This is a genomic window from Pseudonocardia kunmingensis, assembly GCF_006716445.1.
GTDB classification, from domain to species: Bacteria; Actinomycetota; Actinomycetes; order Mycobacteriales; family Pseudonocardiaceae; genus Pseudonocardia; species Pseudonocardia kunmingensis.
The window spans coordinates 42,248-56,140 of record NZ_VFPA01000004.1 but is presented as its reverse complement, the minus strand read 5'-3'; the positions used below and the strand labels follow the sequence as shown (position 1 = coordinate 56,140).

General features: G+C 73.7%; 16 protein-coding genes. 6 read left to right on the top strand and 10 right to left on the bottom strand.

The genetic code is table 11. From position 1 onward, the window contains the following. Positions 1-41: 41 nt before the first annotated feature. On the bottom strand, positions 42-929 hold the full coding sequence (locus tag FB558_RS30070; RefSeq protein ID WP_142059378.1) for a helix-turn-helix domain-containing protein: 888 nt from the start codon (positions 927-929) through the stop codon (positions 42-44). 222 nt (positions 930-1,151) lie between these two features. On the opposite strand from FB558_RS30070, the gene FB558_RS30065 reads away from it, so the two are divergent. Then, positions 1,152-1,988 (top strand): SAM-dependent methyltransferase, encoded by an 837-nt coding sequence (locus FB558_RS30065; RefSeq protein WP_142060482.1) that lies wholly within the window; start codon positions 1,152-1,154, stop codon positions 1,986-1,988. An 85-nt stretch (positions 1,989-2,073) separates the two neighbouring features. Beyond that, positions 2,074-2,781: an alpha/beta fold hydrolase gene (locus tag FB558_RS30060; protein ID WP_170231597.1), complete on the top strand. Its 708-nt coding sequence runs from the start codon at positions 2,074-2,076 to the stop codon at positions 2,779-2,781. 7 nt (positions 2,782-2,788) lie between these two features. On the opposite strand, the gene FB558_RS30055 is transcribed toward FB558_RS30060, so the two are convergent. The 3 genes from FB558_RS30055 to FB558_RS30045 are packed head-to-tail and all read right to left on the bottom strand — an operon-like array spanning position 2,789 to position 3,947. Beyond that, positions 2,789-3,178, bottom strand: coding sequence for a hypothetical protein (locus tag FB558_RS30055; RefSeq protein ID WP_142059374.1), 390 nt, complete (start codon positions 3,176-3,178; stop codon positions 2,789-2,791). Positions 3,179-3,219: 41 nt separating this feature from the next. Beyond that, positions 3,220-3,696 carry an OsmC family protein gene (locus FB558_RS30050; protein WP_142059372.1) on the bottom strand — a complete coding sequence of 159 codons (477 nt, stop codon included), beginning with the start codon at positions 3,694-3,696 and terminating at the stop codon, positions 3,220-3,222. A gap of 8 nt (positions 3,697-3,704) precedes the next feature. After that, positions 3,705-3,947 carry a hypothetical protein gene (locus tag FB558_RS30045; RefSeq protein ID WP_142059370.1) on the bottom strand — a complete coding sequence of 81 codons (243 nt, stop codon included), beginning with the start codon at positions 3,945-3,947 and terminating at the stop codon, positions 3,705-3,707. 213 nt (positions 3,948-4,160) lie between these two features. Here FB558_RS30045 and FB558_RS30040 point away from each other — a divergent pair, with 213 nt between their 5' ends. Further along, a complete protein-coding gene (locus FB558_RS30040) occupies positions 4,161-4,979 on the top strand; it encodes a Bax inhibitor-1/YccA family protein (protein ID WP_142059367.1) in 819 nt (272 codons plus the stop codon). A gap of 56 nt (positions 4,980-5,035) precedes the next feature. Here the strand turns inward: FB558_RS30040 and FB558_RS30035 are convergent, their stop codons facing one another. Both FB558_RS30035 and FB558_RS30030 read right to left on the bottom strand, forming a co-directional pair. Then, on the bottom strand, positions 5,036-5,656 hold the full coding sequence (locus tag FB558_RS30035) for an antibiotic biosynthesis monooxygenase (protein WP_170231596.1): 621 nt from the start codon (positions 5,654-5,656) through the stop codon (positions 5,036-5,038). A 95-nt stretch (positions 5,657-5,751) separates the two neighbouring features. After that, positions 5,752-6,972: an acetyl-CoA C-acetyltransferase gene (locus FB558_RS30030; protein WP_142059363.1), complete on the bottom strand. Its 1,221-nt coding sequence runs from the start codon at positions 6,970-6,972 to the stop codon at positions 5,752-5,754. Between the two features lie 173 nt (positions 6,973-7,145). Here FB558_RS30030 and FB558_RS30025 point away from each other — a divergent pair, with 173 nt between their 5' ends. Next, positions 7,146-7,601 (top strand): pyridoxamine 5'-phosphate oxidase family protein, encoded by a 456-nt coding sequence (locus FB558_RS30025; RefSeq protein ID WP_142059361.1) that lies wholly within the window; start codon positions 7,146-7,148, stop codon positions 7,599-7,601. Positions 7,602-7,687: 86 nt separating this feature from the next. Then, positions 7,688-8,047 carry a YciI family protein gene (locus FB558_RS30020; protein ID WP_246106859.1) on the top strand — a complete coding sequence of 120 codons (360 nt, stop codon included), beginning with the start codon at positions 7,688-7,690 and terminating at the stop codon, positions 8,045-8,047. 16 nt (positions 8,048-8,063) lie between these two features. Here FB558_RS30020 and shbA read toward each other — a convergent pair whose 3' ends face one another. Further along, positions 8,064-8,669, bottom strand: a complete 606-nt coding sequence (gene shbA, locus FB558_RS30015) for an RNA polymerase sigma factor ShbA (RefSeq protein WP_142060478.1) — start codon at positions 8,667-8,669, stop codon at positions 8,064-8,066. A 251-nt stretch (positions 8,670-8,920) separates the two neighbouring features. On the opposite strand from shbA, the gene FB558_RS30010 reads away from it, so the two are divergent. Beyond that, entirely contained in the window at positions 8,921-10,285 is a 1,365-nt protein-coding gene (locus tag FB558_RS30010) for a cystathionine beta-synthase (RefSeq protein WP_142060476.1), read from the top strand. Between the two features lie 7 nt (positions 10,286-10,292). Here FB558_RS30010 and FB558_RS30005 read toward each other — a convergent pair whose 3' ends face one another. Genes FB558_RS30005 through FB558_RS29995 form a run of 3 tightly spaced genes read right to left on the bottom strand, consistent with a single transcriptional unit; the run spans position 10,293 to position 13,689 of the window. Then, entirely contained in the window at positions 10,293-10,943 is a 651-nt protein-coding gene (locus tag FB558_RS30005) for a response regulator (RefSeq protein ID WP_211366968.1), read from the bottom strand. Then, positions 10,940-12,988 carry a sensor histidine kinase gene (locus FB558_RS30000; protein WP_142059359.1) on the bottom strand — a complete coding sequence of 683 codons (2,049 nt, stop codon included), beginning with the start codon at positions 12,986-12,988 and terminating at the stop codon, positions 10,940-10,942. The genes FB558_RS30005 and FB558_RS30000 overlap by 4 nt, the downstream gene beginning before the upstream one ends. Next, positions 12,985-13,689: a hypothetical protein gene (locus FB558_RS29995; RefSeq protein ID WP_142059357.1), complete on the bottom strand. Its 705-nt coding sequence runs from the start codon at positions 13,687-13,689 to the stop codon at positions 12,985-12,987. Before FB558_RS29995 ends, FB558_RS30000 begins: the two co-directional genes overlap by 4 nt. Between the last annotated feature and the right edge of the window lie 204 nt (positions 13,690-13,893).

The window sequence follows — 13,893 nt, the reverse complement described above, 5'->3', positions numbered from 1 at the left end:
GCCATGTGCGGGGTGGGGGAACCGCCGCGGGCGAGCCGCGCCTACATCTCGCCGAGGATCTTGACCAGGTGCTGCCGCGAGCGGTCCGGTGTCTCGGCGTCGACGGCGAGGCGGTCGAGGGCGCGGCTGTAGATCTCGATCTCCTCGACGCCGTCGAGGAAGAGCGCACCGCCGAGGTGCTCGATGTAGACGACGTCGGGGAGCTCGGGCTCGGCGAACCGCAGGAGCTGGAACGGGTTCTCCGCGGCGTAGCCGCTGAGCTGGTGCGGCACGACCTGGATCGTGATGTGCGGTTGCTTCGACTGCTCGAGGAGGAACTCGAGCTGCTCGCGCAGCACCCGGCGCCCGCCGATGGGCCGGTGCAGGATCGACTCGTCGAGCACGGCCCACAACCGGGGCGGGTGCGGGCTGGTCAGCAGCTTCTGCCGCTGGGTGCGCAGGACGATCCGGCGCTCGGTGTCCGGCGGCGCGTAGTCGGGGCGGCCGCGGGTGAGCACGGCCCGGGCGTAGGCCTCGGTCTGCAGCAGGCCGGGCACGAACTGCAGCTCGTAGACCTGGATCCGGGCCGCTGACTCCTCGAGCCCGACGAAGTCCTGGAACCAGCTCGGGATGACGTCGGTGTAGCGCCGCCACCAGCCCGGCTCGTTGGCCTTGCGGACCATCTCGAGGAAGGTGTCGCGCTCCTCGGGATCGTTGACGCCGTAGGTGCTGAGCAGGTCGGCGACGTCGCGTTCCTTGAACGCGACCCGGCCGAGCTCGAGCCGGGAGACCTTGGAGTCCGAGGCGCGGATGACGTAGCCGGCGTCGGCGCGCGAGATGCCCGCGGCCTCCCGGAGGCGCCGGAGCTGGGTGCCGAGCACGATCCGGCGCGCGGTGACCCCGCGTCCGGGCACGTCCTTGCCGGTATCGGCCTGGCCGCGCTCAGCCATCGGCTCCTCCCTCGCGCACCATCCGCTCCTGTGGTTCCTCCTCCGCTCGTCACCGCGATGGCGCGGAACGAGGGGATCGGCACACTGCTGGACGATGACCGTACACGTTGACGACGACTTGTGGAGGATCAAGTCCGACTACAACCCGATCACCAGTTGCCCTACACTCGGCTCGCCGTCGCTCGGCCCGGTTCCTGCGATCAACTACCTAGTGAGGCGAGTGTGCCAAGTTCTGAGGCTTCTGCGTCCGAAGAGGTTGTTCCGGCCTACATCGACGTGACGAAGGCCAGTGTGGCGCGGGTGTACGACGCCTTCCTGAACGGCAAGGACAACTACGAGATCGACCGCGAGGTCCTGCACCGGATCCAGCGGGTGGCGCCCGAGGCCACCCAGCTCGGGTGGGACAACCGCGAGTTCCTGATCCGGTCCAGCCGCTTCCTCGCCAGCCAGACCGGCATCACCCAGTACCTGGACTGCGGTTCGGGGCTGCCCACGGCGGAGAACACGCACCAGGTCGTGCAGCGCCTGCTGCCCGAGTCCAGGGTGGTGTACGTCGACAACGACCCGGTCGTCCTCGCGCACGGGCGCGCGCTGCTCGAGGAGAACGACCAGACGCACCTGATCAGCGCCGACATCTTCGAACCGCGGCAGGTGCTCGAGAACGAGGTCGTGCGCAAGAACCTCGATTTCTCGGAGCCGATTGCGCTGTACCAGTGCGGCACCATGCACCACTACACCGGCGAGCGCTATGCCGAGATCATGCAGGAGTACATCGACGCGCTGCCGTCCGGCTCGTACGTGTCGCTGAGCCACTTCTTCGATCCCGAGACCGATGAGTTCAGCCCGTTGGCCCGGAAGATGGAAGAGGTATTCATCCACAGCCCGATGGGCAGTGGCGCCTTCCGCACGCGTGCGCAGATCGAGAGCATGCTGGCGGGTCTCGAGCTGATCGAGCCCGGGCTCGTGCTGTGCGCCGACTGGTGGCCGGACGGTCCGCGCGTCAAGGAGATGCCCTCGGTGTCGTACTGCATCGTGGGTGCGGTCGGCCGCAAGCCCTGAACCACATCACTTCCGTCCTCCGGAAGTGATGTTGCCGGGCGTCGCGCGCTGCCGGTGGACTTGCGCCTCCCCCAGGAGGTCTGCGATGCCGTCGATGCCCACGCTGGTCCTCGTCCCCGGCGCATGGCAGGGGCCGTGGGCGTGGCGCGGGGTGGTCGAGGAGCTGTCCGACCTGGACGTCCGCACGGTGGAGCTGCCGTCCGTCGGCCCGGATCCGGCGGCGCTCGGTGACCTGCACGCGGACGCCGCCGCCGTGCGTTTCGCGGTCCGGCAGGTCGGGGGGCCGGTGCTGGTGTGCGCGCACGGCTACGGCGCCGCGCCCGTGAGCGAGGGGGTGGCCGGCCTGGCCGACGTCGTCGGGCTGGTGTTCCTCAGCGGGCTCTCGCTCGACATCGGGGAGTCGGTGCTCGCCGCGTGCGGAGGTGAACCCCCGTCGTGGTGGGACGTGCACGAGGCCGAGGGGTACGTCGACCCGCGCCGGCCCGCGCAGGTCCTCTACACCGACGCGGACGCCGCCACCTCGCGCGGCGCGGTCGACCGGCTCGGGCACCAGTCGCTGGCGGCGTTCGAGCAGTGCCTCACGCGGGCGGCGTGGCGGACGGTCCCCAGCACCTACGTGGTCTGCGAGCGCGACGCGGCGATCCCGGTGCACGCGCAGGAGTCGTTGGCCGAACGCGCGGGGCGGGTGCTCCGGATGGCCACCGCCCACTCGCCGTTCCTGTCCCGGCCCGCGCAGCTCGCCGGCGTGCTGCGGGCCGAGCTCGCCCTGGCCCCGGCCCCGGCCACCCGCTGACCGCCGGTCACACCCGTTCGCGGCGGCGGCGCAGGGTTCGGCCGAGCGCCGCGACGGCCGCGACGCCTGCCGCGACGACCGGGGCGAGGAACAGGGCGCCGACCGGCCAGAGGTTCGCGCCGATGACCTCGGCGGTGGCGCTGCGGTAGCACCAGAGCGCGACCGCCGGCAGCGCGACGCCCAGCAGCGCCGCTCCCGGCCCGCGTGCCCATCCGCCCGCGGCGGCGAGCGCCGCGAGCCCGGTGGCGGCCGCGGTCCAGTGCCCGACCGTGACGGGGGAGGCGTGGGTCTGCGGATCCGCGGTCGGCACGACGCTCCAGTCCGCCGGCAGCACGAGCCACCAGAGCAGGACGGTGAGCGCCGCGAGCGGGACCGCCGTGCGCAGCGTGCCGGTCATGGTCACCATCGTCGCACCGGGTCACCTCACGCCGGGTCGCGTCACGCCGGGTCGACGAAGGCGATCAGCGGTTCGATCCGGACCGGGGTGGCGAGGCTGTGGGCGACGAAGCACTCGCGGTGCGCCACCTCGACCAGGTGCCGCACCCGCTCCTCCGTGGGCCCGGACACCAGCGTGATCCGGGGCCGCAGCACGATCTCGTCCAGCCGGACGGGCCGGTTCGCCTCCGACATCGTGGCGGTCGCGTCGTCGCGGTAGTCGCGGACGTCGATGCGGGCCCGGGACGCCACCGCGAGGAACGCGAGCAGCTGGCACGACGCCGCCGCGAGCACCAGGAGCTGTTCGGGGTTCAGCAGTGCCGGGTCACCGAGGAACGCCGGGTCGGCGGAGAGCGTGAGCTCGGCGTCGGCGGGCGGCGCGCCGGCGCGGATCGTGCGGGCGAACTCCCGGTGCTCCACCGCGGTCGAACCCGCCCACGAGCAGTGGGCCCGGAACTGGTGGACCGCGGGTCCGGTCATCCCGCGGGTCAGCGAGCCGGCGAGCCGGCGTCGCGCACGCTCGCCGGGTCCCCGGGGCGGCGCGGTGCCAGCGGACCGCGGGACCGGCGGCGCATCCAGCCGCGTGCCTTCTGCAGCACCGTGCTGAGCGCGTTCGGGCCCCGCCGCGCCTCGATCAGGTCGCCGATGCGGCCGAGCAACCAGCCGACCAACGGCACCACGAACGCGAGGATCAGCCACATCCGCAGCCGGGCGGACAGGAACGCCCACATCGCGGGACACCTCCGGCACTCGTCGTCAGGAGCGGGAGCGTATGCGGCGACGCGCCGGACCGCACCCGCAGGCGCCCGCTCGACCCGCGACGGGGCGGCGCTGCCGTAGCGTGACCGAATCGCAGTAAAGTCTGCTTTACCGAGGGGGAACGCCCCAGGGCAGTCCCGCGTTGTACAGCACGGATGCACGATCCGCTTCCGAGGAGGACCCAGGTGCGCACCAGTAGCAACCCGGCGTTCCGCAACCTGCCCGCCGGGCAGGGCGGCGGCTACGCCACGTTCGACCGCCAGGGCGGGGCGATGGGCGGTGCTGCCGCCTACGCCGACACCCAGGCCGCGGAGGCCGGCTACGGGCGGGCCGGAGCGGGCGAGCGTCCCCTCACGATGGACGACGTCGTCACGAAGACGGCGATCACCGGTGCGGTCGCACTCGCCACGGGCGTTCTCACCGCGCTGAGCGGGGCCTTCTGGCTCGTGCTCCCGGCGTTCATCGTCGGCCTCGTCGTGTCGCTCATCGTCATCTTCAAGCAGAGCAACAACCCCGGCCTGATCCTCACGTACTCGGCCGCCATGGGTGTGGCGCTCGGCGGCATCACCGGCGCGCTGGAGATGTCGGGCACGCAGTTCCAGGGCATCGGCTTCCAGGCCGTCGTCGGCACGGCCGGCGTGTTCGTCGGGATGCTGGTGGTCTACAAGACCGGCGCCGTGCGGGTCACGCCGAAGTTCACCAAGTGGCTGATGGGCGCGATGTTCGGCGTCGTCATCCTGATGGTCGTCAACCTGGTGGCCAGCTTCTTCACCACCGGTGGTCTCGGCCTGCGGGACGGCTCGCCGCTGGCCTACCTGTTCAGCATCATCTGCATCGGCGTGGCCGCGTTCAGCCTGCTGCTGGACTTCGACATGGCCGACCGCGCCGTCCGCGACGGTGCCCCGGCGAAGTTCGCCTGGTACATCGCGTTCGGCCTGATGACCACGCTGGTCTGGCTGTACATCGAGATCCTGCGGCTGCTGAGCTACCTCCGCCAGGAGTGAGGCGGCCCTGAACGAGCCGGCGCCCGTCCCCGGAAGGGGGCGGGCGCCGTCGTCGTTCAGGCCATCTCGGGGACGCGCAGGTGGGCGAGAGCGAGCTCGAACTCGCCGCCCTCGACGAACTCGACGCCCGCCTCGCGGATACCGCGTGCGCGCAGCTCCTCGGCCGGCTCACGGCTGCGTTCCATCGCCTCCCGGCTGTCGAACGTCACCGAGGACACGGCGTACCCCTCGGTGCGGTCCACCATGAGGCTGGCGCTGCAGAACCCCTCGAACTCCTGCACGGCCGGCAGGATCCCCATGCGGTAGACGTCGATGGCGCGGTCGGCCTGGTCGGGCTGCATGCGCAGCCAGGTGGCGCGGACGCAGGCGCCGGGGGCCGAGGTGTGGTCGCGGTGCATGACCGCGATCTCCCACTGGTCGACCTGCGGTCGGCCGCCGAGCATCTCCGCCGCGCGCTCGCGGAGCGGCCGCACCCGGTCGGCGCCGGCCTCCATCGCCTCCTTCGACTGCCACGCCGTGGTCACGATGCACTGACCCGACATGCGGTCGACGAGCATCGAGATGCCGGTGCAGCCCTCCATCCCGAGCACCATCGGCATGACTTCGTCGCGGACGTGCGCGATGCCCGTCTCGATCGACTCCGGGTTCGCGCGGATCGTGGTGGAGCGTGCGTACACGACCCACCCCCTCAGGGATCGGGGCAGCGCCCCGGCGGCGCCGCCGGCGAGCAACACCATCCTCTCGCCGCGGCCGCCGGGCAAGCCCGAACGCGTCAGCTCAGCCGCTCGACCACCATCGCCATGCCCTGGCCGCCGCCGACGCACATGGTCTCCAGACCGATCGTCTTGTCGTGCGTGCGCAGGCCGTTGAGCAGCGTGGTGGTGATGCGGGCGCCGGTCATGCCGAACGGGTGCCCGAGCGCGATCGCGCCGCCGTTGACGTTCAGCTTGTCCTCGTCGATGCCCAGGTCGCGGGCCGACGGCAGGACCTGCGCGGCGAAGGCCTCGTTGATCTCCACGAGGTCGACGTCGTCGATGGTCATGCCCGCCCGGGCGAGCGCCTGCTTCGAGGCCTCCACCGGGCCGAGTCCCATGATCTCCGGGGAGAGCCCGGAGACGCCGGTGGAGACGACGCGGGCGAGCGGGGTGATGCCCAGCTCGGCCGCCTTCGTGTCGGACATGACCACGAGTGCGGCGGCGCCGTCGTTGAGCGGGCAGCAGTTGCCCGCGGTGACGCGCCCGTCCGGGCGGAACACCGGCTTGAGCTGGCTGACCGCCTCGTAGGTGACGCCGGCGCGGGGGCCGTCGTCCTTCTCGACGACGGTGCCGTCGGGCAGGGTGACCGGGGTGATCTCGCGGGCGAAGAACCCGTTGGCGATGGACTTCTCGGCGAGGTTCTGCGACCGGACGCCGAAGTGGTCCATGTCCTCGCGGGTGACGCCCTTGAGGCGCGCGAGGTTCTCCGCGGTCTGGCCCATCGCGATGTAGACGTCGGGCAGGTGCTCGTCCTGGCGCGGGTCGTTCCAGGAGTCGGCGCCGTTCTCCGCGATGTGGCGCGTGCGGTCCTCGGCGTCGGAGAAGACGGGGTTGTGGGTGTCGGGGTGCGAGTCGGAGTTGCCCTTGGCGAAGCGGGAGACCGTCTCGACCCCGGCGGAGACGAACACGTCGCCCTCGCCCGCCTTGATGGCGTGCAGGGCCATGCGCGTGGTCTGCACCGACGAAGAGCAGTAGCGGGTGACCGTGGTGCCGGGCAGGGTGTCGTGCCCGAGCAGGACGGCGACCACCCTGGCCATGTTGAAGCCCTGCTCGCCGCCGGGCAGGCCGCAGCCGAGCATGAGGTCGTCGATGTCGGCCGGGTCGAGCTGGGGGACCTGGGCGAGGGCGGCGCGCACCATCTGCACGGTCAGGTCGTCGGGGCGGATCGTGGTGAGCGAACCCTTGAACGCGCGCCCGATCGGGGACCGGGCGGCCGCGACGATCACGGCTTCGGGCATCGTCGTCTCTCCTCGCGCTGGCGGTGGCTGTCGGCCCGAGCCTACGTGCCGGTAACCGCAAGTGGGACCACTGTGACGGGGTGCTGTACCGCTCGTCCGACGGGGTTGTGCGGCCCGCACAACGCCCAGATCGGTGACACTCCCTGTCAGGTTCACCTGCCATGCTCGGGGCCATGGTCGCGTGGAAGGACGTCGAGGCCGCCGCACCCGAGTTCGCGGCCCGGGTGCGCCGGATCTTCGACGCGCACAAGCACAAGACGATCGCCACCATCCGGGCCGACGGCGGCCCCCGCATCTCCGGCATCGAGGCCGAGTTCGCCGGCGGCGAGCTGACCTTCGGATCGATGCCGGGTGCGCGCAAGGGCGCCGACCTGCACCGCGATCCCCGCTTCGCCCTGCACAGCCCGTCCGTCGACCCGCCCGAGGGCGATCCCGCCGGGTGGGCGGGCGATGCGAAGATCGCCGGCAGGGCGGTCCCGGCGGGCGAGGTCGGCGGCGACACCGAGGGCGAGCTGTTCCGCGCCGACGTCCACGAGGTCGTCCGCACCGGGCTCGACGACGAGGCCACGATGCTGGTGATCGAGATCTGGACACCGGGCGGCGGCCTGCGTCGCGTCGAGCGCGCCTGACGTGCCGGCTCCGGTCGATTCCCGGCGCGCTCGTTCGTCGTCATGCTGGTGGCGTTCCGGCCACCCGGGACACGAGGAGTCGTGACGTGGAGTACATGCTGCTGATCTACGGGGCGCAGGACGTCCAGCCGTCGTCGGAGGAGGCCGTCCAGCAGCTGCTGGACGAGTACTGGGCCTACGAGAAGGCCGTCGCCGAGGCGGGTGTGCTCGTCCGCAGCGGGGCGTTGCAGGACGTCGGGACGGCCACCACCGTGGAGGTGCGCGGGGACGGGGAGCGGGTCGTCACCGACGGTCCGTTCGCCGAGACCGCGGAGGTGCTCGGGGGGTACTACCTGCTCGACGTCCCCGACCTCGACGCCGCCCTGGACTGGGCCGCCCGCTGCCCCGGCGCCCACCACGGGAGCAGGATCGAGGTGCGGCCGATCCAGGAGTTCGAGGCGCCGTAGCGCGTGCCGTGCCGGGTCAGGCGGCGCGCCGGGCGGCGAGCTCGCGCAGCTTCGCGAGGGCGCGGTGCTGGGCGACGCGCACCGCGCCGGGGGTGGAGCCGACGATGCGCGCGGTCTCCACCGCGCTCATGCCCAGCGCCACCCGCAGCACCAGGATCTCCCGGTGGTTGTCGGGCAGCTCGTCGAGCAGCCCGCGCAGCTCCGCCACCAGGCTGCTGTGCAGCGCCGCCTGCTCCGGACCGTGCTCGACGTCCGGCTCGTCGGGCACCACGTCGGTGGGCACCGAGTGGTCCCGGCCCGCGGCGCGGTAGGCGTCGACCACCTTGTTGGAGGCGATGCCGTAGACGAACGCGAGCACCCGCTTCTCGGGCTTCCACCGCTCCAGGGCACCGCACACGGCCAGCAGCGTGTCCTGGGCGACGTCCTCGGCCGACTGGGTGCCGAGCATCCCGTGGCCGATGCGGGCCCGGCAGTAGTGCACGACGACGGGGCGGATGTGGGCCAGCAGCTGGTCGAGCGCGCTGCGGTCGCCGCCGGAGGCCAGGGCGGCGAGCCGGTTCAGCTCGGCATCACGACGGGCCGACCGGGTCGCCTCGACCCGGTCGGTCTCCTCCGCTCCGATCACCTCGTCCCCGGTGGGTGACACCGGCGTACCCCTCCTGCGAGTCGATCGGTTCCGCGGCGTCGCTGCCCGTGCGGCGCCCCCGTCCCCCGTCCCCCGACCGGGTCCATGCTCGACGGCGAACAGTAGTCCGTACGCGGCCTCTCGCGCTGCCGTTCGGACCTCCGGCGTGCGGGCCTGTCGCCGCTCGGGCGCGGGGCACGCGGCCGGTCACCGCGTGCGGCCCGGCGCCGGGTGCGACGATGGGACCCATGCACTACGTCGAGCACGTCGCCGACCTGGTCGGGAACACGCCTCTCGTCCGGCTCGGGACCGTCGCCGAGGGCATCGCGGCCCCCGTGCTGGCCAAGGTGGAGTACTTCAACCCGGGTGGCAGCGTCAAGGACCGGATCGCGCTGCGCATGGTCGAGGCCGCGGAGGCCGCCGGCGAGCTGCGTCCCGGCGGCACGATCGTCGAACCGACCTCGGGCAACACCGGGGTCGGGCTGGCCATGATCGCGCAGCGCAAGGGCTACAAGTGCGTGTTCGTGTGCCCGGACAAGGTCAGCGAGGACAAGCGCAACGTGCTGCGCGCGTACGGCGCCGACGTGGTCGTCTGCCCGACGGCCGTGGACCCCGACCACCCCGACTCCTACTACCAGGTGTCGGACCGGCTCGTCGGTGAGATCGAGGGCGCCTGGAAGCCCAACCAGTACGCCAACCAGCACAACCCGGAGTCGCACTACTTCGGCACGGGGCCGGAGCTGTGGGAGCAGACCGACGGGCGCATCACGCACTTCGTGGCGGGCATCGGCACCGGCGGCACGATCAGCGGCACCGGGCGCTACCTCAAGGAGGTGTCCGACGGCCGGGTGCAGGTGATCGGTGCCGACCCGGAGGGGTCGGTCTACAGCGGCGGTGGCGGGCGGCCCTACCTCGTGGAGGGCGTCGGCGAGGACTTCTGGCCCACCACCTACGACAAGAACATCTGCGACCGGATCGTCGCGGTCTCCGACGCCGACTCCTTCGCGATGACGCGCCGCCTCGCCCGCGAGGAGGCGATGCTCGTCGGCGGCTCCTGCGGGATGGCGGTCGTGGCCGCGTTGCGGGTGGCCCGCGAGCTGCCGCCGGACGCGGTGGTCGTCGTCCTGCTGCCCGACGGCGGCCGCGGCTACCTCGGGAAGGTGTTCAACGACAGCTGGATGGCCAGCTACGGCTTCCTGCCGCCGACGGAGGGCGCCACGGTCGGCGACGTGCTGCGCCGCAAGGACGGGTCGATGCCGGACCTCGTGCACGCCCACCCCAACGAGACGGTCGCCGACGCGGTGCACTACCTGCGCGAGTTCCACGTGTCCCAGATGCCGGTCGTGCGGGCCGAGCCGCCGGTGATGGCCGCGGAGGTGACCGGAGCCGTCGTGGAGCGCGATCTGCTCGACGCGTTGTTCACCGGACGCGCCCAGCTGTCGGACCGGCTCGAGAAGCACATGTCCCCGTCGCTGCCCACGATCGGCGCGGGCGAGCCGCTGGGCACGGCGATGGGTGCGTTCGCCGACGCGGACGCGGCGCTCGTGCTGGTGGACGGCAAGCCCGCGGGTGTGGTGACCCGGTCCGACGTGCTGGCGTTCCTGGGCAGCTGAGCCCGGATCACCGGGCACCGCCGAGCCCGGCGTCCCGCGCGCGCACGATCGCCTGGGCCCGGTCGGCCACGCGGAGCTTGGCCAGGATCGTCGACAGGTGGTTGCGCACCGTCTTGTCGGACAGGGCGAGCCTGCGGGCCACGGCGAGGTTGTCCATGCCGCGGGCGACGAGGTCGAGCACCTCGCGCTCGCGTTCGGTCAGCTCGGGGAACGGGGTGGCGGCGCGGCGGGCGCCGGTGACGAAGCCGAGCACGCGCTCGGCGACGCCGCCCGCCACGAGGACCTCCCCGTTCGCGACGGCCCGGACCGCGCGCTCCACCTCCGCGGGCGTGGCGCTCTTCAGCAGGTAGCCCCGCGCCCCGGCCCGCATCGCGGCGAACACCGAGTCGTCGTCCTCCAGCATCGTGACCACGAGGACGCGCAGCTCCGGGCGCTCCCGCAGCACCGCGTGCGTGGCGTCGACGCCCGACGTGCCCGCCAGGTCCAGGTCCATCACGACGACGTCGGCCGGCACGCGCCGGGCGAGCTCGACGGCCTCCGGGGCGTCGGCGGCCTCGCCGACCACGGTGAAACCGGCTATCGAGTTCAGCAGCGCCTGCATGCCCAGCCGGAACGTCGGGTGGTCGTCGACGACGAGGATGCGCACGGGCCCGGTCACGACGCGCTCCCGGCCTCGAGGACCGGCGCGTCGCGGCGGGCCGGCACGGTGACCTCCACGACGGTGCCGCCCGCGGGCCCGGGCCCGATCCGGGCGGTGCCGCCCAGCTCGTCGGCCCGCTCGTGCACGGCGCGCAGCCCGACGCCCGGCCTGCGGTCCGGGTCGATGCCGACGCCGTCGTCGACCACCTGCAGCCGCACGTCGTCGCCGACGTGCTCGAGCCGCACCACGCAACCGGCGGCGCGGGCGTGCCGGTGGGCGTTGGTGACGGCCTCCGCGGCCACGCTGTAGAGGCCGACGGCCACGGGCGCGCTCAGCGCGGCCGCCGCGGCCTGCTCGACCTCGGCGCGCACCGCGAGGTCGGGGCCGTCGAACCGGGACGCGAGGTCCTCCAGCGCGCTCGCCAGCCCGCGCTCCTCGAGCAGCGGGGGCAGGAAGGCCCGCGCCAGGCTGCGCACGTTCTGCACGCCGCGCTCCACCTCGCCGGCCAGCTCGTCGAGCAGCCGGGCCGCGGTGTCCGGGTCGCCCGCCGTGAGCAGGTTGCGGGCGCCCTGCAGCCCCAGCGAGACACCGGTCAGCACCGGGCCGAGGTGGTCGTGCACCTCGCGGCGCAGCAGCCGCCGCTCCTCGGCGCGCGCGGCCACGGTCCGCGCGCGGGCGGCCTCGAGCTCCGCGGTGAGCATCGCGAGCCGGACGACGGCGGCGACCACGCCGGCCAGGGGCTGGAGGTCCCGCTCGGTGCGCGCGTCCAGGCGCTCGCCCGGTGCGCCCCACACCGCCAGCTCCCCGACGTGCTCTCCCGCGGCCGCCAGCGGCACCGCGAGCGGCGGGCCGCCCGGGCCGCCCGCCGCGGCCAGCTGCCTGCCGTCGGGCAGGCGCACCTCGCCACCCTCGCCGCGCAGGGCCTCGACCACGGCCTCCAGCACGCGGTGCACGAGCTCGGCGGGCGCCGCGCTGCCCAGGCTCCGCCCGACGTGCTCGGCGCCCGCGCCGGGCGCCGCGGCGGGCCCGCGGACCAGGAGGTCGACCCGGCGCTGCAGCCACGCCCTCGCCGGCACGGCGAGCCCGGCCAGCACGGCCGCGGCGAGGACCCCGCCGGTGCCGCTGCCGACCGGCAGCACCGCGCCGGCCACGAACACGATCAGCAGGTACGCGACGACCGATCCGGCGGTGAGCAGGCCCCACACCAGGGTGCGGCTCACGACGAGGTCGATGCCCCACAGCTGCTGCCGCAGCACCACGACGAGGATCGCCGCCGGGAAGAACGCCTGCGCCGCGAGCTGGATCGCCGGGACGACACCCGGGTCCACCAGCGCCATCGCCAGCGGCAGCGGAAGCGCCAGCGGCACGAACGACAGGGTCATCAGCCCGGAGCCCAGTGCGAGCCAGCCCAGCCCGCGCCGCGCGGCCGGTGAGCCGCGCGACCAGCGGCGTGCGGCGTCCGCGGTGGCCAGCGCGCCCAGCACGACGACCGTGCCCATCTGCAGGGTCAGCGAGCCGGCCAGGGCCTCCAGCGCGGCGGGCACGGGCACCACCGCCGTGCCGTCCGGCACGAGGACGCGGGCCGCCGTGACCGCGACGCACGCCGCGGCCCCCGTCCACACCGCGGCGTGCGCGCCTGCGGACAGCGCGCCCTCGCGCACCAGCCACGGCACCACGACGATCAGGCCGAGCGTGCCCGGCACCCAGGCCACCGACGTCAGCGACGCCACCGCGTCGGCGCCCGGCAGCGCGAACCCCGCCGGCGCGACGCGGGCGTAACCGGCGGCGAAGGCGGCCACGCCGTCGCCGATCGCGGCGAGCGCGACCCACCACGCCACGGCCACCGCCCGGCGGGCCAGCAGGACGCGGGCCACCAGCCCGTAGACGACCGCCACCACGACGTCGACGACGAAGAACAGGGCCTCGCCGCCCTCGTACAGGGCGCCCCACGGGAGGGTGAGCACGGCGAGCGCGGCGAGCAGCCATGCGGTGACCGCCACGACGACGGCCGCGACCGGACGCCGGCGCTGCCACCGCCCGGCCGCCGCCTGCTCCGACGTCATGCAGGCATCGTTCCAGCCCGCGCACCGCGCGTGGTGAGGTAGGCCACCCCGGCGAGCACCAACCAGACCGCGCCCACCATCCCGGCGAGGTACTGCAGCGGCGCCATCGCGAGGCCCCCGACGAGCAGGGCGAAGACGATGCTCACCACGCCGAGCCAGCGCGGCGCGGCGCCGTGGCGCAGCGCCGCGTACGCCACGGCGGCGACGGTCGGTGCGAGCCCGCCCCAGACCCACGGCAGCGTGTCCATCGTGCGCACCAGCGACGCCGTGATGTCCGGGTCGCTCTCCGCGGCGTGCAGCAGCGCGAAGAACACCTCGGTGGTCGGTCCCGACCCGACCAGGCACAGCGCCGCGACCAGCAGCGTGCCGGCGGCCGCGACGTCGGGCACCAGGCTGCCCGCAGGGCACTGGACCGCCAGCGCACGGCGCAGCCCGGCCCCGAAGACCACCACGGCGAACGCCGCGGCCACGAACAGCGCCAGTACCACGGCGAGCCTGCCGGGACCGTGCTGCACGTAGCCCTCCACGAGCACCGCGGCGTCGACGTTCGCCGCCGGGTCGTCCGGTGCGAACCGGCTCTCCACCTCCATCGCGGCGAACCCCGCCACCCCGGCCAGCACGCCCGCCGCCGCCCAGCCGCGCCCCGGCCGCAGCGGTGCCCGCCCCCCGTCCCGCTGCACCTCGATCGGTTCGGTCTGCATGTCCGCTCCTCGCTCGCCGCCGGGCCCGTCGCCCGGCCGTCGAGGAGGACCCTGGGCCGCCCGGCGTCCCGGGCACCAGGGGCCACGGTCCCGTCCGACCCGGGAAGTCCACCGAAGCCACATCCCGGTCCGGGGAGGGCGCCGTCACAGCCCGAACGCGGAATCGCAGCGCATGCCCCGGTGCTGATACCTGCATGCTCGCTC

Excerpts from the sequence above, each read along its gene's own strand:
- FB558_RS30070 (WP_142059378.1), bottom strand. The coding sequence starts at position 929 with ATGGCTGAGCGCGGCCAGGCCGATACCGGCAAGGACGTGCCCGGACGC.
- FB558_RS30030 (WP_142059363.1), bottom strand. The coding sequence starts at position 6,972 with ATGCCCGAAGCCGTGATCGTCGCGGCCGCCCGGTCCCCGATCGGGCGC.
- FB558_RS29995 (WP_142059357.1), bottom strand. The coding sequence starts at position 13,689 with ATGCAGACCGAACCGATCGAGGTGCAGCGGGACGGGGGGCGGGCACCG.
- FB558_RS30050 (WP_142059372.1), bottom strand. The coding sequence starts at position 3,696 with ATGACCGGACCCGCGGTCCACCAGTTCCGGGCCCACTGCTCGTGGGCG.
- FB558_RS30000 (WP_142059359.1), bottom strand. The coding sequence starts at position 12,988 with ATGACGTCGGAGCAGGCGGCGGCCGGGCGGTGGCAGCGCCGGCGTCCG.
- FB558_RS30045 (WP_142059370.1), bottom strand. The coding sequence starts at position 3,947 with ATGTGGGCGTTCCTGTCCGCCCGGCTGCGGATGTGGCTGATCCTCGCG.
- FB558_RS30060 (WP_170231597.1), top strand. The coding sequence starts at position 2,074 with ATGCCGTCGATGCCCACGCTGGTCCTCGTCCCCGGCGCATGGCAGGGG.
- FB558_RS30025 (WP_142059361.1), top strand. The coding sequence starts at position 7,146 with ATGGTCGCGTGGAAGGACGTCGAGGCCGCCGCACCCGAGTTCGCGGCC.
- FB558_RS30055 (WP_142059374.1), bottom strand. The coding sequence starts at position 3,178 with ATGACCGGCACGCTGCGCACGGCGGTCCCGCTCGCGGCGCTCACCGTC.
- FB558_RS30010 (WP_142060476.1), top strand. The coding sequence starts at position 8,921 with ATGCACTACGTCGAGCACGTCGCCGACCTGGTCGGGAACACGCCTCTC.